16 protein-coding genes are annotated in these 20734 nt (G+C 62.1%); 10 read left to right on the top strand and 6 right to left on the bottom strand.

All coding sequences use genetic code 11. The annotated features are described in order from the left end of the window. Positions 1 to 822 precede the first annotated feature (822 nt). From ACIQLF_RS20145 to ACIQLF_RS20135, 3 genes are read right to left on the bottom strand one after another with little or no spacing between them, the layout of a single operon-like run. Positions 823 to 1971, bottom strand: a complete 1149-nt coding sequence (locus tag ACIQLF_RS20145; RefSeq protein ID WP_400302512.1) for a flavin reductase — start codon at positions 1969 to 1971, stop codon at positions 823 to 825. An 11-nt stretch (positions 1972 to 1982) separates the two neighbouring features. After that, positions 1983 to 3398, bottom strand: a complete 1416-nt coding sequence (locus ACIQLF_RS20140) for an MmgE/PrpD family protein (RefSeq protein ID WP_400302509.1) — start codon at positions 3396 to 3398, stop codon at positions 1983 to 1985. 12 nt (positions 3399 to 3410) lie between these two features. Next, positions 3411 to 4913 (bottom strand): 4-hydroxyphenylacetate 3-hydroxylase N-terminal domain-containing protein, encoded by a 1503-nt coding sequence (locus ACIQLF_RS20135; RefSeq protein WP_400302506.1) that lies wholly within the window; start codon positions 4911 to 4913, stop codon positions 3411 to 3413. 253 nt (positions 4914 to 5166) lie between these two features. Between ACIQLF_RS20135 and ACIQLF_RS20130 the strand changes: the two genes are divergently transcribed. Both ACIQLF_RS20130 and ACIQLF_RS20125 read left to right on the top strand, forming a co-directional pair. Continuing rightward, the gene (locus ACIQLF_RS20130) at positions 5167 to 6522 is read left to right on the top strand and encodes an MFS transporter (protein ID WP_400302504.1); all 1356 of its coding nucleotides are present in this window, start codon (positions 5167 to 5169) and stop codon (positions 6520 to 6522) included. Between the two features lie 229 nt (positions 6523 to 6751). After that, the gene (locus tag ACIQLF_RS20125) at positions 6752 to 8086 is read left to right on the top strand and encodes an LLM class flavin-dependent oxidoreductase (protein ID WP_400302502.1); all 1335 of its coding nucleotides are present in this window, start codon (positions 6752 to 6754) and stop codon (positions 8084 to 8086) included. Here the strand turns inward: ACIQLF_RS20125 and ACIQLF_RS20120 are convergent. Continuing rightward, entirely contained in the window at positions 8083 to 9024 is a 942-nt protein-coding gene (locus ACIQLF_RS20120) for a LysR family transcriptional regulator (RefSeq protein WP_400302500.1), read from the bottom strand. The two genes, ACIQLF_RS20125 and ACIQLF_RS20120, sit on opposite strands and share 4 nt — an antisense overlap. 97 nt (positions 9025 to 9121) lie before the next feature. On the opposite strand from ACIQLF_RS20120, the gene ACIQLF_RS20115 reads away from it, so the two are divergent. Beyond that, entirely contained in the window at positions 9122 to 10702 is a 1581-nt protein-coding gene (locus ACIQLF_RS20115; protein ID WP_400302498.1) for an FAD-binding oxidoreductase, read from the top strand. A 66-nt stretch (positions 10703 to 10768) separates the two neighbouring features. On the opposite strand, the gene ACIQLF_RS20110 is transcribed toward ACIQLF_RS20115, so the two are convergent. Next, positions 10769 to 11479 carry a GntR family transcriptional regulator gene (locus tag ACIQLF_RS20110; RefSeq protein ID WP_400302495.1) on the bottom strand — a complete coding sequence of 237 codons (711 nt, stop codon included), beginning with the start codon at positions 11477 to 11479 and terminating at the stop codon, positions 10769 to 10771. 135 nt (positions 11480 to 11614) lie between these two features. Between ACIQLF_RS20110 and ACIQLF_RS20105 the strand changes: the two genes are divergently transcribed. The 4 genes from ACIQLF_RS20105 to ACIQLF_RS20090 all read left to right on the top strand — a co-directional run bounded on the left by ACIQLF_RS20105 (position 11615) and on the right by ACIQLF_RS20090 (position 15627). Next, on the top strand, positions 11615 to 13597 hold the full coding sequence (locus ACIQLF_RS20105; protein ID WP_400302492.1) for a flavin-containing monooxygenase: 1983 nt from the start codon (positions 11615 to 11617) through the stop codon (positions 13595 to 13597). Continuing rightward, the gene (locus ACIQLF_RS20100; RefSeq protein WP_400302490.1) at positions 13598 to 14974 is read left to right on the top strand and encodes a carboxylesterase family protein; all 1377 of its coding nucleotides are present in this window, start codon (positions 13598 to 13600) and stop codon (positions 14972 to 14974) included. Beyond that, positions 14971 to 15339, top strand: a complete 369-nt coding sequence (locus ACIQLF_RS20095) for a nuclear transport factor 2 family protein (protein ID WP_400302487.1) — start codon at positions 14971 to 14973, stop codon at positions 15337 to 15339. Before ACIQLF_RS20100 ends, ACIQLF_RS20095 begins: the two co-directional genes overlap by 4 nt. Positions 15340 to 15465: 126 nt before the next feature. Next, positions 15466 to 15627 (top strand): hypothetical protein, encoded by a 162-nt coding sequence (locus ACIQLF_RS20090; RefSeq protein ID WP_400302485.1) that lies wholly within the window; start codon positions 15466 to 15468, stop codon positions 15625 to 15627. Here ACIQLF_RS20090 and ACIQLF_RS20085 read toward each other — a convergent pair. Continuing rightward, positions 15624 to 16178 carry a DUF4158 domain-containing protein gene (locus ACIQLF_RS20085; RefSeq protein ID WP_400302482.1) on the bottom strand — a complete coding sequence of 185 codons (555 nt, stop codon included), beginning with the start codon at positions 16176 to 16178 and terminating at the stop codon, positions 15624 to 15626. The two genes, ACIQLF_RS20090 and ACIQLF_RS20085, sit on opposite strands and share 4 nt — an antisense overlap. 1135 nt (positions 16179 to 17313) lie before the next feature. Here ACIQLF_RS20085 and ACIQLF_RS20080 point away from each other — a divergent pair. The 3 genes from ACIQLF_RS20080 (at position 17314) to ACIQLF_RS20070 (ending at position 20731) form a co-directional block, all read left to right on the top strand. After that, positions 17314 to 18873, top strand: coding sequence for an APC family permease (locus ACIQLF_RS20080; RefSeq protein WP_400302480.1), 1560 nt, complete (start codon positions 17314 to 17316; stop codon positions 18871 to 18873). Next, positions 18870 to 19643 carry an SDR family NAD(P)-dependent oxidoreductase gene (locus ACIQLF_RS20075; RefSeq protein WP_400302478.1) on the top strand — a complete coding sequence of 258 codons (774 nt, stop codon included), beginning with the start codon at positions 18870 to 18872 and terminating at the stop codon, positions 19641 to 19643. Before ACIQLF_RS20080 ends, ACIQLF_RS20075 begins: the two co-directional genes overlap by 4 nt. Positions 19644 to 19828: 185 nt before the next feature. Then, on the top strand, positions 19829 to 20731 hold the full coding sequence (locus ACIQLF_RS20070) for a hypothetical protein (RefSeq protein WP_400302476.1): 903 nt from the start codon (positions 19829 to 19831) through the stop codon (positions 20729 to 20731). The last annotated feature ends 3 nt before the right edge of the window (positions 20732 to 20734 follow it).

The raw sequence follows: 20734 nt of genomic DNA, 5'->3' as shown, positions 1-20734 counted from the left end.
GCGGTGGGAGAACCGCCCCGGAGATCATGCCGCCTGCGTGGAATCTGGACGCATGAACGAATCCTGGCCGCCGGAATTTGCTGGGTCGCGAATGCTCATCTGGCGACGTCGAACACCGAGCGCGTTGCCCCCATTCCCCGGGGCAATGGGCTGCCTGTCCTGTGTCCAAGGTCTGGCCATTGACGGTACGCGCGGGACCCGACCCCGCTTCATACTGTTGGGCTTTTTCCTGTGCATGCCGGCAGGACTTCAGCGCGCCGTCTCGTTGATCGCGGCTAAGCGCCAAGGCTCCGCCGGAATCTGTGCGGCTCCATACCTGAATGGTCTTCGCGAGTATGAGGAAAATCGATCGCGGCGTGGACCGACCCGGGCTGCGGTGCGGCCATCGCTCAGGGCCAGCTCGAGGGGGTGGCCGCCCACGCCGGAGCTGGCGCCCCCGCGGGAGAGGAGAGCGGCACGAACGATGGGGTCGTGCTTTCGTTGGCGGGGTCAGCGGATCGGCGCAATTCTCCGTGAATGGTTCGACAACCCCCGCAGTGGGAGGTTCCGTGGCGGACCCGGTTGCCCCCAAACCGGGCGTCCGATGAAAGCCATCGATCGTGCGGACTATATTGGCTCGTCGGCTACCAACCGGGGTCCTGAACCGCGGCCTGGCCAAAGAACGTGATGAGGGGGGGGCGGTGCATTGACTCGGGTGGTGATGTGGTCGGCGGTTGGACCCACTAGCTGTGTTGTGTTCGAGTATGTTTCCCTCAGGCAAAGACCACGGCTGGGCCGCTTCCCTGGTGTGCGAGGCGGTCCAGCCGTGGTTTGGGTTTGGGGTTAGACGGTGCCGCCGTGGCGGGCAACCACCTCGCGGGCCAGCGCCTTGCCGAACGCAGTGTGAGCGGCCAATGCGTCCTGCGCGGCTTTTGCGTCGTACGAAGCCAATGCCTCGGTCAGTGCTGCCACATGAGTGTGGTCCAGGTTGCGTGACCATTCGTCGCGGGTCAGCGCCTGGCGCCACACGGTTCCGATGCCCAAGCGGCGGAAGGCGTCGGTGAGTTGCGAGGAACCCGCAACTCCCACCAGCGCATCGTGGTAGGCGACGTTGAGGGCGAGGAAATCATCCAGGTCTGCCTCCGATTCATCGCGCAACCTGCCCAGTTCGGTGGTGATGCGGCGCAGCTCGGCGATTACCTCGGCGGTGAGCTTGTCCAGATGCGAGGCTATGATGCCCGACTCGATGGTGGCGCGAGAGTCGTAGACGGAATCGGTCAGTTCGGCGGTGATGGGGCTGGGCCGGAAGGTGCCGGCAGCGGTGCGGAAGACCAAATGCTCGCTTTCAAGCTTCACCAGGGCGTTGCCCACGTGGGCTGCCTCCGAACGGGTTGCCTCTGCGATCGTTTCGATCTCCAGGTCGGTGCCCAGCGGGCTCTTGCGCAGCAACACCCAGGCGCGGGTGGCGGTGTAGGCCGAAAGTTCCTTGACCGGTTCCAGCTTGCCCATGGTGCCGCGGTAGTAGGCCAGCGGCTGGCGGTCGTGTGCCTCGGCACTGGTGGCCAGGCCAAGGAAGACGGTGTGGGTGCCGCCGGTTGCTGTCTCATTGACCTTGCACACGATGGTGGCCAGCGCGCCGTCGATCAGCGGGATGCCTTCGGGGGAGATGGTGTGCGGGACCGAAGCGAACTTGTCCTCGCCCTTGCGTCCGAAGTGGAAGGCCAGATCGCTCTGGTCATCGGCCAGGATGTTGATGCCGAAGTAACCGGCAGAGACCACGCGGTCGTGGGTGGAAGACGAGCGGTTGAGGCAGGCCAGCATCATCGGAGGTTCCATCGACAGTGAGGAAACGGCGGATGCGGTGGTGCCGTAGAGGACCCCGTCAACGACTGTGGTGATGACCGTGACGCCGGAGGCGAAGTGGCCCACCACGTTGCGGAAAATTCCGGCTTCGACGACAGTGGTCTCGCTGGCAGTGTTTTGCGTGTTCATCGTAACTTCTCCTAGGCAATCGGGGTGGTGGGGGTGGCTGTGGGGTTCAAGGATCCGAAGAATCCTTCCAGCGAGTCGGCCAGCTCCAGGCTGGAAACCTTCTCGATCAGCATTTCTGTGCGTTCGGCGAGCTCTGGGCGACCGAAGGCCATGTTGAGGCTGAACTTCTGCCGAATCTGGATGCTATCCAGCGGGGTTGAGGCGTAGTCCCCGGAGGGGTGTTGCACCCGTACGTGCCGGGTGCTCCCGTCCTTCAGCGTTGCCGTGGCCTCGGCCGTGAGGCGCTGGCTGTTGGGGAGCGAACCGACAAGCGTAATGCGTTCGAGCAATGCGGCGATGCGCTGGTCGCCCATGGCCTCGGGGGTGAGATGCTCGGGCCGTACCGTGCCATGCAGCAGAGCTGCGGCGGCAGTGAAGTGAATCGAGAATAGCCCCGCCACCACCCGACGTTCGGCCGGATCAAAGCGGGCTCCGACAAATCCGTTCAGCGTCCGCTCGGTGATGTGGATGTTGACGTTCTGGATCTGCTCGACCTCCACCCCGTGCTCGGTGACCAGGCGAATGCAGGCCTCCAGCGAAGGGTGAGCCGCACGGCAGCTGGACCACGGCTTAATGGTGGTGTCCCCGTAGAAGTCCTGCCCCAGCCCCACTCCGGCAAGTGCGGGTTTCGCATCGGTGCAGTGCATCTGGAAGTACCCGTGTTTCCCTTCAAGGGGGTCGTTCGCGCCGGTCATCCCTGCCGCAGCCAGCTGTGCCGAGGTGATAGCGGTTCGGGCGGCAAAGGCGATCGGCAGCTTGAAGGCGCTGGCGGCATCAAAGATGTTGGCCACGGTGCCCCCGAGCTGGTTGGCCGCAATGCCCAGCGCATGCGTGGCGGTGGGAGCATCCAGGCCGAGCATGCGTGCCGCCATCAGCGTGGCGCCCAGGGCGTTGACGGTGCCGGTGTTATCCGCACCGGAATAGACGTCAAAGCCGCTGGCCACCGCGAGACGTGCTGTCACGTCATCGCCGATAGCCAGCGCGGTCAGCAGCTCCGCCCCGCTGGCGCCGGTGAGTTCGGCCAGTGCCAGGGCCACCGGGACGGTGGTCCCGGAGATGTGCGCCGCTACCCGGGAGCCTTGAGGTCCGTCGGCTTCGACGGGTTCGAAGTCGAAGGACCTGGCCAGCACGGCGTTGGCGAATGCTGCGGAGGCAGCAGGCAAGCGCAGGCTGGTTCCTGGTACGCTGGCGTCGTTTCCGGTTCCCCATGCCGCAGCCACACGAAGCACCGCAGGTGCATCCGGGGAACCGTGCCCGGCCGCCATTGCTCCCAGGGTGTCAAGAAGCCGGGTTTTCACCCGCTCAACGGTCTGCGGATCCAGGTCCTCGAAGGTGGTCCCCAGCGAGTGCTGAACAAGCCTGTCCACCAGCGGAATCGTGGTTTCCATGGAGAGGTCTTTCTAGGCGCTGGCGGGAAGGATGGCGGCGTCCATGCCCAAGTGCTCTGCCTCGGTGAGCACCGGGTAGATGCCCAGTTCGGCGAACATGGCGTCGAAGGCTCCGCCGACGCCTTTGGCCTGGGCCTTCTTGTGGTCCAATGCTCGGGCGCGTCCGATGGAGCCGAGGTAGAAGCGTTCGTACAGTTCATTCCGGCTGCCCAGTGCCGAACCGGCGAAGTCCCAGGCGGTTCGGAAGATCTTGGCGCGCTCCTGAGGGGAGATGCCGCCGGCGCCGGGCAGGTACTTGCGCAGCAACGGGCCCAGACGCGGTTCATTGAAGGCAGCTGCGGTGGGGGTGGCGAGCAGGTTGTGCGAGCCCATCGACTTGATGATGTCATTCACGCGGGCCATCCACAGTGGCATCATCGTGCGCAGTGCGGAGATGTCGTCGTGGCAGAAGAAGGCCCCACCGCCCCAATCCGAGGCATTGACTTCGGCGGAGTGGATCACCGAGCGGGCGATGCGCAGGTATGAGTAGATCTCGCCGAGCATCGTGGCGGTGTCCGGCTTGGAATCGGTGCCGGTGACCTTGGCCATCTGGGTGCACAGGTCGTAGGCGAATTCGAGCTTGACCGAGGCGCGGATGGCGGTCTGCTGCTGGGTGTTGCCGGTGGCGGTGCCGCCGTTGAGTGCGTTGTAGACATCCAGCTGCCCGTCGATGAACACCCGCTCCCAGGGGACCAAGACGTCGTCAAAGATGATAACGGCATCCTGCTCGTCAAAGCGTGAGGAGAATGGCTTGTCAACAACTTCCTGGTCCACACCGTAGTGGTCTCGGCAGACCGAGACAACACCCTTGGTAGCCACCGGGATGGCGAAGGAAAGGGCATATTCTTCGTAGCCCTTCTGGATCGGCACGGCGGGGTAGACGTAGAGTTCATCGGCGATGGGGCCAAGCGTTGCCAACATCTTGGCGCCGCGGACAATCAAGCCCTCTGCAGTACGTTCAACAACGCGCAGAGTGAGTTCCTCGTTGATGCCCTGCAATTCGCCAACCGACTTGTCGATGGCGGCGTGCACGATGGTGTGGGTCAGCGCGAGGTCGTGTTTCTGTACGTGCTTCCAGTAAGCCTCGAGGCGTTCGAAGTACACAGGGTCGCCGGAACGCTCGAAGATGTCCTTGCGGGAGGCATGGCCGGCGAGCACCACATTGACATAGTCAGGGGTTCGACCAAGCATGCCGTTCGAGTAGCGAGCCAGGCGGTCGAAGGCCCGGTGACGGAGCGCGATGTCCTCGGAGTTGTGTGGACGCAACAGGGAAACGTTGTGCTGTTCGCCGGTTTCGGGGTCTGTCATGAGGCAGTCATCGGCGTACTTGTGCTGGTAGTCGAAGTACGCGGCCATGCCGTCAATGGAACCCTTGAAGGCGGGGTGTTTGGTGACGTCGATGCGCTGATCGCCGAGCCAGACTTCACGGGAGTCTTTCAGGCCTTCTTTGTATGTTGCTCCGTTGCGTGCACTCACGGGATTCTCCTTAGCTGACTGGACCTGCCTATCGAGGCAAGAATATATTCTGCGTATAAGTTTATATACCTGAGTGTGATTTGCGCAATACCGGTCGGGGCGACCTTCATCGAGTTCCACATCCTTGCGAATGCGGGATCGTCGTAAATAAAACATTCTCTTGGCAATAATGCGTAAAAATTGACGTTTGCCCGAGGGGTGGGCCATTATGGCTTAGGTCACAATTTTGGTTCCAACGGAAGTTTGCGAGTCCATGAACAATTCATCCACCACTCTTGGTGACACCGCCACCGAGTCACTCAACACCAAGGACATGCGTCGGGTCCTGGGCTCCAGCCTCCTGGGCAGTGTTATCGAGTACTACGACTTCATCCTCTATGCGACGGCTGCCGCACTGATCTTCGACAAGGTCTTCTTTGGCAACCTCGGACCAGGCTTGGCGCTCTTTGCTTCCTTCGGCACCTTAGCTGTCGGCTATGTGGCCCGCCCGCTGGGTGGCATCATCTTCGGCCACTTCGGGGATATCGTCGGCCGCAAGCAGATGTTGGTGCTCTCCATGATGATGATGGGTGTCGCGACCATCGCGATTGGCCTGTTGCCGACCACTGCCAGCATTGGCATTGCGGCACCGGTCATTCTGGTGCTGTTGCGCATGGTGCAGGGTATTTCGGTGGGTGGCGAATGGGGTGGCGCAACCCTGATGGCGCTCGAGCATGCCCCGGCATCCAAGCGGGGACTGGCGGCGTCATTCGCCAACGCCGGGGGCCCGGCCGGTGGCCTGTTGGCAACCTTTGTGGTCTCGGGCGTTTCGGCGCTCACCGGTGATCAGTTCCTGGTCTGGGGTTGGCGCATTCCGTTCCTCTTCTCCGCCGTGTTGATCGTCGTGGGCATGGTGATCCGCCTCAAGGTGGCCGAGTCCCCGGTATTCAAGGAGCTTGAGGCCAAGGCCGTTGTCGTCGAAAAGGAGCGCCGTTCACCGATCACGCGCGTGCTGCGCAACCATCCACGCACCGTTGTTATCACCCTCGTGGCCTCGCTGGGTTTCTACACGATGCAGGGCATCCTGACCTCCTGGGGAGTTTCCGTGGCGGTTGCGGAAGGTGTCGACCGTTCGACGGTCCTGAACATCAAGGGCTTGGCCGCCGTCTTCACCATCGCCGTCTGCTTCTGGGCTGCTCGCCTCTCGGACCGCATTGGACGCCGTTCGGTCCTGACACTCGGTGGCGTGCTTGGCGTGCTCTGGGCCTTCCCCGCCCTGTATCTCATGCACAACGGAACCGCGTGGGGTTTCATGCTTGCAGTGCTAGTGGGCAATGGCGTCATTCAAGGCATCTTGGCCGGTCCGATCGGCGCCTACATCTCCGAGCTGTTCCCCGCCGATGTCCGCTACACCGGCGCATCATTGTCTTACCAGGGGGCGGCCACCCTGGGTGCCGGATTTACCCCGATGATCGCCACCGCATTGACCTTGGCCGGCGGCTTCGTGTGGGTCGGCGTGTTCTGGGTGGCTGTCCTATTCCTGGGTCTGATTGCCGTGCGCATGAGCCCCGAAGGGGCGCAGTCTCAGCAGGCCCTGGTGTCCTCCAAGAAAAAGCTCCTGCTGCGCTAGATCTTCGAGAGCGTGGATCCGGCAGCGGCGCTACGTCCTGCCAGGTTGGATGAATCGTTTCCAGTTGCGCACTGGACGCCGTCAAACATCAGAAATATTGAACACATTGTTCTGAAAATTCTATATTTACGATCTTTCGGGACGTTGGCAGGATGAAAGACAGCATCCACACAAGAATTTGCCCTGGAGCAGCTATTGCGCCGGGCACCAAGCGAAAGGAGCCGATCCCATGGCACCCAAGAACCCCAAACACATGGTCCTGACGACCTTCATGTTGCCGGCCGGTTACCACAAAGACTCGTGGCGCATGGATGGCAGCCGTTCCGAAGAGCTTGCCAACCTCGAATTCGTCTACGACCTCGCGCGCATGGCAGAGGACGCCAAGCTCGACGCGATCTTCTTCGGCGACATCGTCCACGCGAACACCGTGATGCGCGGCGATATCAAAATGAACGGCTTCTACGAACCCATGACGGTGCTCGCGGCGTTGGCGGCTCGCACCAAGAACATTGGACTGATCGGCACCGTTTCCACGTCCTTCTCGGAGCCGTACAACCTGGCCCGCCAGATGGCAGGTCTTGACCACATGTCCGGCGGCCGCGCCGGCTGGAATATCGTTACCTCCTCCGACGGCTTCCAGAACTACGGCATCACCGAGGCACCGGACCCGGCGACGCGTTACCGCCGAGCCACCGAATTCGTCGAGGTTGTTCAGCAGCTGTGGGATTCGTGGGAGGACGATGCCGTCACCAACGACAAGGCCAGCGGCTGGTATGTGGACCCGTCCAAGATTCACCCGATCAACCACCGCGGTGAATTCTTCTCCGTTGACGGCCCCATCAACATGCCACGCAGTCCCCAGGGTCGTCCGGTCATGGTGCAGGCAGGTTCTTCGGGCCCGGGCATGGAGTTGGGTTCCTTGGTTGCCGATGGTATCTACACGGCCCAGCCGATGAAAGACCCGTCAATCGAGTTCTACGCCAAATTCAAGGCAATGGCCGCTGCCAAGGGGCGCAACCCCGATGACATCAAGATCATCCCCGGCATCCTGCCGATCCTGGGCGACACCCAGGTCGAGGCCGACGAATTGGCCGAGCACCTGGCCAACAACATTCACATGGACAACGGGCGGGTTCAGGTCGGAGCAGATTTGAAGATGGATCTGACCCGGCTGGATCTCAATGATTCCATCCCCGAGGACTGGTTCTCCGATGACCCGGCACTGGGTTCGCGCTACCAGATCTACCGCCGCAAGTCGGTGGACCAGGGCATGAGCCTGCGCGAGCTGATCATTGATCTGGCCCGTTCCACCGGGCACCAGTGGATGGCCGGAACCGCATCGGCAGTTGCAGACCGGATGATTGACTGGTTCGATTCCAAGGCTTGCGACGGATTCAACCTCAACGCTCCGTTCAACCCGGGCGGATTCCAGCTGATTTGCGACAAGCTCGTTCCCGAGTTGCAGGAACGCGGCTACTTCCGCACCGAGTACGAGGGCACCACGCTGCGTGACAACTTCGGCCTGGCTCGTCCGGCTTCGATCCGCTCGAACATCCTGGCCTAAGCAGGCGGTGTGGCGTGGGCGAACAGCTCGGACGCAACCTCGACCCAGGCCTGGGCCCGGGCGTTGAGCCTGGTGCTGCGCGGCCACGCCACGGATACCGGCACCGGAGCGGCACCGAGCAATCCCGGGGCATTCAAGCGCTTGAGCACCACACGAAGCTCCTGATAAGGGGCCTCGAGCTCGGGTTGCTGGAACAAGAGCGCGACTCCGCGGCCGGAACCGACCAGGGACCTCACCGTGGCATAACTGCGCGAGCGGTGTCGCACGGTGGGAGCGATCCCCGCCTCCTCGAACAATCCCAGAATGCGCCGGGAAATCGGGTCGGCGTCAAAGAGGACCAACGGTTCCCCGGCGATGTCGGCGAGGGAAACGGAGTCCGCGCCGCTGAGGGCATGCTCATTGGAGACCAAGACGTAGAGCTCGGAATCGGTGACAGGGGCACTGGCGAGGCTGGGGGAGATCTCGGCCCCGTACAGGAACGCAGCGTCGATCGAACCATCCAGCAGGGCCTGCTGCAGGTCCGCATGGTAACCCTCGACGAAGTCCACTTCCACTTCCGGGCACTGTTCGGCAAAGGCGCGCAACATGGTGGGGATGATGGTGGGCCCGAGGCTCATGAAACAACCCACCGTCAGCGGGCCGCGCAACGAGGCGCGCGTTCCTTGGCCCAGGGACTCAAGTTCTCCGGCCAGCTCCAGCAGTATGCGGGCCTGACCCAGCACCGTTCTTCCGGTGGCCGTCAGAGTCAGTCCCTTGGCCCGGCGCTTGATCGCCAGGTCGGCACCGACGATGCGTTCAAGTTCGGCAATCGACATCGATATAGCCGAGGGCGCCATGTGCAGGCGCCGGGCGGCCTCGGCCATGGTCCCTGCCTCCGCAGCGACAACAAAGTGCCATAGTTGGCGCAGCGTGAGCCGGGGATTCGATTCAAGGTTCATGGAATCAATCCTATTGACGATGGCCGGGAATCTTTACAAGACATTTGATTATTGAGATAGCTCCCGGGCACCAAGCCGGGAACCAGAAGGGTGAGTTATGGATCGTCGCGAAGAATTCCTGCAGCAGGCCGGGAAAATCATCGGTGGGGACAACGTGGTGTCGCTGGACAGCTCTCAGGGCTATCTTGACCCTTACCCATTAAACCCGGGGCGGACCCCGTGGCCGGGCGTGCGCCCGGCCAACACCGAAGAGGTGCAGGCGCTAGTGAAGCTTGCCAGTGAATTGGAGATCCCGTTGTGGGTCTTCTCTTGCGGTAAGAACCTGGGCTACGGGGGACCGGAACCGCGTGATTCTGGCATGGTGGCCCTGGACTTGAGTCGCATGAAGCGCATCATCGCCGTTGATGACAGGCTTTGCTATGCCGTGGTGGAACCCGGTGTCACCTTCTTTGAACTTTTCGAGTACATCAAGGAACGCGGACTCAAGGTGTGGATGAGCGTTCCGGCCCTGGGCTGGGGTTCGGTCATGGGCAATATGCTTGATCGTGGCTACGGCATGACCCCGCATGGTGACCACGTAAAGCAACTATGTGGAATGGACGTGGTGCTCCCGGACGGCGAGCTGGTGCGCACCGGCATGGGCGCCATGGAGGGCACCGATCTCGGCCCGTTGTTCCAAGGCGGATTCGGGCCCACCCTGGATGGGCTCTTTACCCAGTCGAACCTCGGCGTAGTTACCCAGGTGGGGCTCTGGCTGCAGCCGGCCCCAAATACCTACGTCAACGGCGACATCGCCGTTGACAACGAAGAAGACCTTCCCGAGCTGATCGATATCCTCACCACGCTGCGCCGAGAGGAAATCATTCAGAATAACGCCCTGTGCGGAAACGTGGTGCGCGCGGCGACCATGCGCGGGAACCGCGCCTCCTTCTGGGACGGCGAGGGATCGATCCCGGACTGGCGACTGGAGGAAATGCGCCGGGAATTTGGTCTGGGCCAGTGGAACGCAAAGTTCGCGCTCTACGGGGACCGGGCATTATGTGAGCGCAGGCTCGAGATCATCAACGAGCGCATCGCGGAGATCCCCGGAGCTCGTGTGGCCGCCCGATTCTACTCGGGCGCCGATGGCCTGGCCTTGCAACACGAGGACATCTCCGCGCTGGACCGCAACCAGCTGGCGGGGGTCCCGACCCTGAAGCCATTATCGACGGTAGGTTGGGCCGCGGAAAACGGTGGGCACATTGATGCCGCCCCAATCATCCCCGCACGTGGCGAGGAGGTCTATGCCTTCTACAAGGAAGCCAAACGGCTGTACGCCAAGCACGGTTTCGACTTGTACATCGGGTACCACCTCTACCCGCGTCACATGGTCCACGTGACGATGATTTTCTTTGAGCGCGGCAACGAAGAGATGCTGGGCCGTGCTCGTGCCCTGTACTCGGAACTGCTTGAGGTGGCTCGCGCCAAGGGATATGCGCCGTACCGCAGCCATGTGGATTACATGGACCGCATTGCCGACGGCTTCGACTTCAATAATCACGCCCTGCGTCGGCTGCAGGAGAAGATCAAGGACGCCTTGGACCCGGCGGGAATCATCGCCCCGGGCAAACAGGGTGTCTGGCCCGAACGACACCGTGAGAACCGTTCATCCGCACCCGAAGCCCTCACCCTCGGTTAAGCGAGAAATGGGCGGGTGCCCGTCCTTTGCCGGGCACCCGCCCATTTCCTCGCCTGCCTGCCTGGTTTAGGAGGCTGACGCCTCAGCCAATGTACTGGCCATGCCAACCTCGCCGGCCTTCTTGACCGCGAGGAGGGTGGTTTCGTAGTGCTTGCGCAGCAGGGTGCTGGTCAGCGCCGAATTGCGGGCCAACGCTGCCTCCAGGATCTGGCGGTGCTCCTTGTCGACGTCACGCTTCACGTCCCGGGTCGCGCTACCCGCCCACCGACCGTAGAGCTGGGTCAGGTCCGAAAGTGTGCAAGTCAGGTTGATCAGCAGGGGCACTCCGCAGGCCTCTACCAGCTTGGCATGGAAAGCCTGATGGGCCTTGTTCCAGGCCTCGGTGTGCACCTCGGGCCTTTCCGTCGAACGGCGTTCGGTGCGTTCCAGGGTGTGGTGGGCGGCGATCAGTTCGCTCTCCCACGAGATGGGTCCGCGCTCGATGGCCAGAGACACAGCGAGGGATTCGTTGATGCAACGCATCTCGGTGATATCGCTGAGTTCCGCCAAAGACAGCTCGGGAACAAAGAACCCACGGTTCGGGCGCAGGGTGACTAGCTGGTCGCCCACTAAACGCGTGAGGGCCTCACGGATGACCGTGCTTGATGTTTCATAGTGAGCCGAGAGGTGCGTGAGCTGCAGTTTTGCACCAGGAGCCCATCTGCCCTCGAGGATGTCATTCCGTAGGGCGTCCCTGATGTGTTTGGACAGGGTCTCTGAATCGGTCATCTTAGCCATGGGTAAATCATACCAAACCTCACAAAGAATGCATTTTACGTTGACTTATGCATAACTTGTGCGTGACACTGGTCTCAAGCCTTCGAGCGTTCCCGCGCAGGGAAACGCCATGTTCCAGCAGCACAAGGAGTGACAATGACCGAGACCCTGACTCAGGACCCGTCGCAGACCAAGGTCGACGATCTGTATTGGAGAGATGAATATTCGCCCATCACGGAGGGCGACGACCACCTGCTCCGGATTGTGCAGAACACCGATCTTCCGGCCTTGATGGTTGCGCTGGCAACCGTCACCGGCGACTATTCCATGCTCCGCGAGGACCTGCGCCCACCGCAGCCACCCGTCGACACCGTGGGCACGCCCCACGGCGGCTTGGACACAGCGGCCCAGGAACGCGCCCGCGAGCTAGCCTTTAATGCCCTGTGCCGTGTCCGCGACGAAAAACTGACGCGCGTTGCCCCGCTGACCGACGAACAAGCTGGAACCATTCTTGACTGGATGACCAACGGCGCCACCCGCGAGTACCACCCGATGCTCATGCACGACATGGCGCTGGTGCCCCAGCACAATGGAACCCCGCGGCACCATGCCAAGGAACTGGCTCCCACCCGAGAATTCACCGTTGCTGTCATCGGCTCCGGCGTTGCCGGCATGGCCGCCGCCTACCGTCTGAAGCAGGCCGGGTACGACTACACCGTCTTTGAAAAGGGCCACGAAGTTGGCGGCACATGGTGGAAGAACACCTATCCGGGCGTCCGCCTGGACACCCCCAACTACGCCTACTCCTTTTCCTTCGCCCAGCGCGATGACTGGCCACAGCAATTCTCCGAGGGACCGGAGATCCTCTCCTACACCCGCGAAGTAGCCGCACGCGCCGGGATCAGCTCCAACGTGCAGCTCGGCGCCGAGGTTCTGGGAGCCACCTGGAATGAATCCACGGGCCTGTGGGCAGTGGAACTGAGCATCGACGGCGGAGCGGTTGAAGTTCGCCACTTCAACGCGGTGCTCTCGGCAGTGGGCCAGCTCGATCGCCCCAAGTTCACCAACACCCCTGGCCGCGAGAAGTTCGCCGGCATCCAGGTGCACTCGGCCCAGTGGGACCCGGCCATCGATTTGCGCGGCAAACGCGTGGCGGTCATCGGCTCGGGCGCCTCCGCCTACCAGATCGTCCCGGCCATCGTCGACGAGGTTGCCGAACTCAAGGTCTTCCAGCGCTCCTCGCCCTGGATGCTGCCCACCCCCTTCTACTACGAAGACATGCCCGAATCCGTGGTGTGGCTGGCCGAACACCTGCCGCAGTACGGCCAGTGGCTGCGCTTCTGGCAGCACTGGCTGGGCGTCGAGGGCCGCCAGCACACCACCGCGGCGGACCCCGATTGGAACACCCCCGGTTCCGTCTCCGCGACCAATGCCAAGGTTCGCAACGAACTGGTGGAGTTGCTGAAGAAGCAGTACGCGGACCGCCCAGACCTCCTAGAAAAGGTCACCCCCGACTATGTGGTCGGCGGCAAGCGGATGCTGCGCGACAACGGTGTCTGGTCGGCCAGCCTGAAGAAGTCCCAGACCACGCTGGTCACCTCCGGCCTGGCAGAAATGTGCGCCGAGGGCATCATCGATGGGGAAGGCACGCTGCACGAACTCGACGTGGTCATCTACGCCACAGGATTCACCGCTTCCGAATTCCTTGAACCGCTGAAGATCACCGGGCGCGAGGGCAAGGACTTGCACGAACAGTGGGCAGGCAACGCCACCGCGTATGCCGGCATCACGGTGCCGGGCTTCCCCAACCTGTTCATCGTTTCGGGACCCAACACCGGACATGTGGTCAACGGTTCGCTCTTCTCCATGATCGAATACGGCCTGAACTACATCCTCGATGCCCTGCGCAACGTGCTCGCCGATGACCTCAAGGCGCTGGACCTGAAGCCCGGCGTGCTGGAAACCTTTGTGGCCGAACTCGATGAGGCCAACCGCGCCAAGGCCTGGGGTCACCCGGATGTGAAGACCTGGTATAAGAATGCCCAGGGCCGCGTCTCGCAGATCTGGCCCTATCCCATGCTCGACTACTGGAACATCACCCGCGCCGTGAACCGCAGCCAGTACCAGGACGTGCGTTAGGTGAAAATCTACAGCTACGGGAAACTGCGCGCAGGGCGCTTTTCCTCCCTGCAACCGCCTGACGGTTTGGTTTCCGCCGCGCCCGCGGCCTTCCCGCAGACACCCGGGTCATTGGACTGGCTGTTGGGCCCGGCACTGGGTGAGCTGGAACAGAGCGAGGAAGCCTTCCAGCTCTCGGTGTTCGCCCCCGAGGGGTCCAGTAACCTGCCGGTCATGGTGTTCCTGCCGGGCGGTGCCTTCGTCTCCGGAGCCGGTGCCGTGCGCTGGTACGACGCCACCGCCTTTGCCGCCGAGCAGGGCTGCGTTGTGGTCGTGGTGAATTACAGAGTAGGCATTCTGGCCCATGCAGGTGCTGTCGGCGCGGGGAACCTGGTTCCCGGCGACCTTTTGCTTGCCCTGCGCTGGGTGCGGGAGCACATCGCCTCGCACGGCGGCAACCCACGAGACGTCAGTCTGGTGGGGCAGTCGGCCGGTGCCTTCTGGGCCGTCGTCATGGCGCAGTTGCCCGAAGCTGCGGGGTTGTTCCAGCGGGTGGCCCTGATGTCACTGGCCTTCCAGCCGCCGCTGGGCCAGGATGCTGCGGCTGAGCGCCAGGGCATCATCGAGAACGCGCTGGCCGGGGCGGATGCGGCACTGGTGCCGATCACCGAGCTGTTCGCTGCCCAAGGCGCTGTTGCGCGGGCTTGGGCAGGCCGCGGCCTGGGGCTGATGCCATCGGTTGACGACTTTGTCCCGGCCGACCTCTTTGACGTGAAGGCAGCCATGGACCGGCTGCATGTGGAACAGATCCTGCTCACGTACACCAAGGACGAGGCCAACGCGTTCATCGGTCAGGCCCCCGAGGCCGCCTTCGGCGAAGAGGCACTGGCGGGATTCCTTGGCGCTCACTTCCAGAATCCCGAAGCCACCGGTGAGCAGCTGCGCCGGCAGCTGCCCGGCTCCTCGCCCAAGACACGGATGGCCAGGGCCATGACCCTGCACCAGATCGAGCTGTACGCCACCGAACTGGCCGACGCGGCGGTGGCCGCAGGCAAGAACGTGACCACGGTGCGCTTTGATGTCGCTTCGAAATTGCCCAACGCGGGGGCGGCACACAGCCTGGAGCTGCCTTTTCTCTTCAACAACCGCCAGCAATGGGCCGATGCCCCGATGCTGGTGGGAATCGAGGAGGGCGTCTTTGCGGCGGCCGCCGCCGAGTTGGGGTCCGTTCTTGGGGGATTTGTGCGCTCGGGTGCTCCAGTCACGGCAGCAGGGAGGGCAGTTCCCGATTTTGGGCATAACGCTGCGTCGCTGCATGTGATCGCTTCGGAAGGCACTTGCCTGGTTGAACACGAGCGCGACCACGTGGCATGCCGGACGGTAAAGGCCCGCGCATGATTCAGGTGCGTGAAGCGGAGGCGCTGCGCTGTGCCGCCTTGGTGAACGGGGATGTGGACACCGTGGCAAAACTGCTGGATCCGGCGCTGCGCTATGTCCACTCCACTGGAAGGCAGGACACGGCCGCTTCACTGTTGGCACTGCTGCGCACCGGTGCGACCCAATACCTAGCGCTCGAACACCGAATCGATCGCGTGCGCGAGCTGTGGGAGATCACCGTGGTGCACGGGACCATGGAGATGGGAATCCGCACCGGTGCTCGGGAGCGGACCCTGAACACCCTCACCACCTCGATGTGGCGCCGCTGCGGGAACGACTGGTTGTTGCTCGATTTCCAGGCAACAGCCGTTCCCCCTCTGCAGTAGCCCAATAGCCCGCTTGAGCGGCACCAGCACCGACGCCCCGGCTTGGCTTCTCAAGCTGCCCCGGGCACCGAGAGCCGGTTCGGCGGTATCTGTTCCAGCTTCAGCCGGCCCAGCCCAAAGGCGGCTATGTCCTCAACCCGCTGCAACGCACCCTTCATCGCGGTGCCGGTGCTCCGCGTTGGCGGTCGACGCATCCGCTCCAGTTCCGAGTACCGGGTGCCCTTCGGTGTCTTCAGCGTGGCAACCAAGTCCCCGGGCAGCGCCGGGTCCGCCCGCAGGGCGGTCTAGGCAACCGTGGCGTGCAGCCGTTTCTCGGCGATGGTGCGGACCTCGGAAACCTGCCGGGCCAGCACGTTCACCCCGAGTAGCAGCACCCGGTGCCGACGCAGCCAACCCGCCGCGTGGTTGAACAACGCGACAGGGCCCTCGGCGTGCGTCCACGCCCGCTTGTGCAGGAACGCCCTGAATATCCGGCCGTGGGCGGGGTCCTCGTACTGCTGGTAGCCGTACGCATCGCGGATCTCCCACGCGTGCTCGTACGCCGTCTTCAGGCGCTCGGTGTAATCCTTGAGGCAGGAGGGATCCTCAATCTCCAGCTGCGCCGCCAGATGCTCAACGACCGGCCACGGCACAGCCAAGGGATCCTCCAGGAACAGCCCGATGTACCGGACCGTGCACATCTGCAGGACGAAGCCCCGGCGATTGTGGTCACCTCGCCGCTTCGCGATCAGGTTCCGGTCCTCGTCGTCGAGGAAGAAGAAGCGCTCCAGCTCGGGCCTCGTCGGTTCCTCGGCGAAGCTTCCATAGGCCTCGGCCTGCTCATCAGTCAGAAATTCCACGGGCATGAGACTGACACTAGCCGTCCCACCAGTGAACGAGAGTCTTCCGACGAAACCCCGCGCAACCTCGATCGTCCGTGTTAGACGATCATCATCAAGGGCTTAGCGCCAACCGCTGTACCGCTGGTCCCCACGGCCGGTGTCGTGGACGGGCAGCAGGTTCGCATCGGTGGGGACCATGTCGGCCTTGGCCAGGCGCGCCGTCTTCTCCACCCCCCCCCCGCCCTTGGTGGCCGGGTCCGCCGGCTGGTAGGTGTGGATCACCGTGGAGTAGCCCTGGGATGTGCAGACGGCTTCTGGTCCTGCCGGGTTCGCTGCGCCGGTCGATCCGAGCAATGGCCCGTTTGAGGCCTGGCGGGCTCGTGGGGAAGATGGCCGTGTCCACGAGGTACCCGGTGGCTGCCGTGAGGATCGCGTAGGTGTGTTGGTTCGGGCATGGGTGTCCACCCCAACGACGTTTGTGTAGTGCTCCCGGACTGCGTTCATGGCCACGGTTTCCTTACCTGGAGGGGACGCTGATGGGCCGGCCGGGAGGGGATTGCGCCGAGGCAGATCTCGAACGAGTCACGTTCCCTGGAATCCCACGGGACGGACAACCTTCTATCTCTAATTGTTCTTGGCAGGCCTGGTGCCCACGGGCCGGGTGGACAAGTCAGAAGTAAGACGCAGTCGATGGCTGGTCAGATATTTAGCGAGTCACACCCTGGCCGCGCGGACCCAATCTGGCAGCCAGCCTCAGGCCGGTCACTACTCATTAGAGACCCTTCCGTGCGGTCGACTTAGAGGCAACGACAATCTAACTATCGGTTTTTTGAGGAGATGCGTCGCGGTGGGGGATCGGCTTTGCAGTATCCGATCAGCATGAGCGGCCAGGCGGAGAACAAGCCATGCCACGGAGGAAAGGTGATCCCAGAAAAGCGGCGTCGCCTTTCTCTTCGCTTTCCTCCAGGGGCAGTGGGCCCGAAGAAGAGAACTGGCGTTCAACCCAAGGTTTTTCGAGAAATATTAAATGGACTATTGACTGGGGCAATAGTTCTAAGTAGTTTGGGGGCAGCAGTTCAACGGAGTCTGCCGTGGCACGCATCACTTTTTCTCTGCAGACGTCACTTATTGCAAATTGCAACTAGGAGAACACTTGTCTAAGTCAACTGAAAGCCCCACGGCATCGCAGGGCAAACTCAAACCCAACACGATCGGCCTGGTCGGCGTCGTCTTTATGGTGGTGGCGTTTTCCGCGCCAGTAAGCGCAATGTCTGGAAACGTACCGGTCGCGGTGGGATTCGGAAACGGGACCGGCGCGCCAGCGGGCTTCCTCGTTGCCACCGTCGTGCTCACGATCTTTAGCTTCGGTTTTACGGCCCTTGCGAAGCACATCACCTCCGCCGGAGCCTTCTACACTTTTGTTTCGAGGGGGCTCGGAAAGCCATTCGGCCTTAGCGCAGGCTTTCTGAGCATGCTGAGCTACATGGTGATGGAAGCAGGCCTCGTGGGGCTTTTCGCGGCGTTTTGCGATCTGACGTTCAAGAATCGTTTGGGCATCGACCTGCCATGGATCGTCTATGCAATTGCCGTGGTTATCGTCATCAGCCTGCTCTCCTACAGGGACGTTGGCCTCGCATCAAAAGTTCTTTCGGGCGTGCTCATCGGCGAGATTGCGTTGCTCTCTGCCATGGCGTTCTCCGTGCTCTTTCACGGAGGCGGCCCGGACGGTCTCATGCCGGAGTCGCTGAACCCGATCAGCGCGTTCAGCACAAACGGCTTGGCCAGCGGTTCTGTCGGCGTGGGGCTGCTCTTCGCGTTCTGGTCCTGGGTTGGGTTCGAATCCACCGCCATTTATGGCGAAGAATCCCGTGACCCAAAGCGTGTGATTCCGGCAGCAACTCTGATTGCTGTTATCGGTATCGGTGTCTTCTACGCGTTCATTTCGTGGTCCATTGTGGCCGGCAATGGTGCAGCGGGGGCGGTCGAACGTGCCACGAGCGCCAACCCCTTTGATCTGATCTACTATTCGATGGAGACATACCTGGGTTCTTGGAGTGTGGGTGCCATGGAATGGTGCATGATCCTTGGTTCATTCGCCTGCGCACTAGCGATCCACAATTCTGCAACCCGCTACCTCTACGCCATTGGTCGAGACGGAATCCTCCCCCGTGTCCTCGGGAAGCCTCACCCCGTCCACCAGTCTCCGCACATTGCGTCGGTGGTGCAGAGCTGCTTTACGGCGGTTCTGCTGATCGTCAGTTTCTCCGCCGGTGTCGACCCCTATGGTGAGCTGTTCGTGCTGGTCGCCTTCTTCGCAACCATTTCATTCCTCACGGCCCAGATGCTGACCAGCATTGCCGCAATCAACTACTTCCATGTTCAGGGGAATCACCCCGAGACGGCCAGCTGGTGGCGTACCTTCCTCGCTCCGATCGTCGGCGGTGGCGGGATGGGGGTTGTCATCTGGCTGCTGCTCACCAACTACGATGTCGCTGCAGGACCGGCCGCGGCGACAACGGTGGGACGGTTGCTTCCGTGGTCAATCGTGGCCGTCTTGCTCTTGGGCCTCCTGCTAGCGCTTTACTGGCGGAAGGCAAAGCCTGAAATCTATGAGCGAATCGGCTCCACGGTGTACGAGGTTCGCACGGAAGAGCCATTGCCGGGGGCCCCTGTTGGAGCCATCGACACCGGAATGGAGTACGAAGGACGATGAGTGGATTGCATGAGGGCAGGCGAGTTGTCGTTACCGGGGCGACGCGGGGCATTGGCCAAGCTATCGCGCGACGGTTTGCATCGGAAGGCGCATCCGTTGCACTCATAGGCCGCGACAAGGCCGCCGGTGAGGAAACATGTCGCACTATTGAAGAAAACGGAGGGCGGGCGTTCTTCGTCCAAAGTGACCTCCAGGATCTTGAAGGCATTCCCCGGCTTCTGTCTCAGGTTCGCTCCAAGCTCTCCGGAGATGTTGACCTCTTGTGTCATGCGGCAGGAATATATCCGGAGCGACCGCTCCGCGAAATGACTCGTGATGCGTGGGACCAGGTCATGAACCTTAATCTCACTGCCGGGATGTTGTTGATGCGGGAAGCGATTCCCGACCTGACCAGGTCGGAGTACGGCCGAGTGGTGATGATCAGTTCGATCACAGGTCCCCGGACAGGCGTTTTCGATCTGAGCCACTACGCGGCATCAAAAGGGGGCCTGGAAGCACTCGTGCGCACGGCAGCCGTGGAACTGGCTCAGGCCGGTATCACCGTGAACTCGGTCGCCCCCGGAACAATCCTGACCGAGAACCTCAAGGTCCTCTATGCGGGGGAAGGCGTACTTCAGGATGTTGTCTCGCGAATCCCCGTCGGTCGAGTAGGACTTCCAGAAGATGTTGCCGCTACGGTGAGTTTCCTTGGATCTCGCGACGCCTCATTCATAACCGGACAAAGCATCGTTGTCGACGGCGGCCAAACGATTCCCGAGGTTCAGCGATGACTGGAACCGATTTGTTTCCCGGTTCGGGAGTTCAGGGCCCGAACCCCGGGACGACAACGTTCATTGGGTTTCTGGGCAGGCGTGCGCGGACCGGAAGCTGGGAAGAACTTTCACATGGGACATTCCGAGAGGCAACGCGCGCAGCCCAGGAACTTCGATGGCACGACGCAGCGGATCTCGTGGACGTGAGCCTGCTCGAAGCACAGGAACTGCGTGAAGTTTATGAGCAATGGCCGCAGGCGATCATCAGCTGGGTCCGTGGCCAGGGCGCGCTCGAATCCGATATCGAACGCGAGCAAGGCCGACTTCACCAGCTACTTGGAGAGCGTGCCATGCGGGGGATTGAGGCTGCTTGGCCGAATTACGAAGACTCGGTCCGGCGTGCACTTGCTGCCTGCAGGAATGCCGACGGCGAAACGACGGCTCTCATTGAAGAAGCACGATCCACATGGCTCGCCATGCACGATGATGCGGTCGACCGAGTCTCGGGCCTGATTGATATCGCCGTGAGGCTTCTTGGCGAGGAAAGCCTCGTTCTGTTGTGGGACCACCTCATGTCCGACTGGTATGAGGCACATGCCCGTCGATACAGCCTTGAGCATCAGCCGTGGGAAACCTCAGCCCACCAACTCATGGTCAGTATCGTTGACGGTTTTCATGCCCATTTGGCTGGAGCCGATCGTCAGGGGGACATCGAGGTGATCCATGAGGAGGACCGCATCGGTTTTCGCTTTGCTCCGTGCGGTTCTGGAGGAAGAGCCGTGGACGCCACCATAACGAACGGCCAACCCCGCTCCGGGCACCCCTTTGATTTTGCTGTGACCACAGAGCCGCACGACTGGGCCTGGAACAAGACAGGCGTTTGTTCATATTGCGTGCACTGCTGTTTGCTCAACGAGGTGATGCCCATCGACCGGCTAGGGTATCCGACCAGGGTCATCGATCCCCCCGTTTGGAACCACGGCGATGGTCCCACGGCCTGTACCTGGTGGGTCTATCGACATCCCTCACTTATCCCAGATGAAATTTACACACGTGTCGGAAGAACACCCGACCGTCGCCCAAACATCCCAACGAGTACTTCTTAAAGG

Source organism: Paeniglutamicibacter sp. NPDC091659, assembly GCF_044756805.1.
In the GTDB taxonomy this organism is placed as follows: Bacteria; Actinomycetota; Actinomycetes; order Actinomycetales; family Micrococcaceae; genus Paeniglutamicibacter.
Note: the sequence above shows the minus strand (reverse complement) of the source record. Positions and strands in the feature narration are given on the sequence as shown.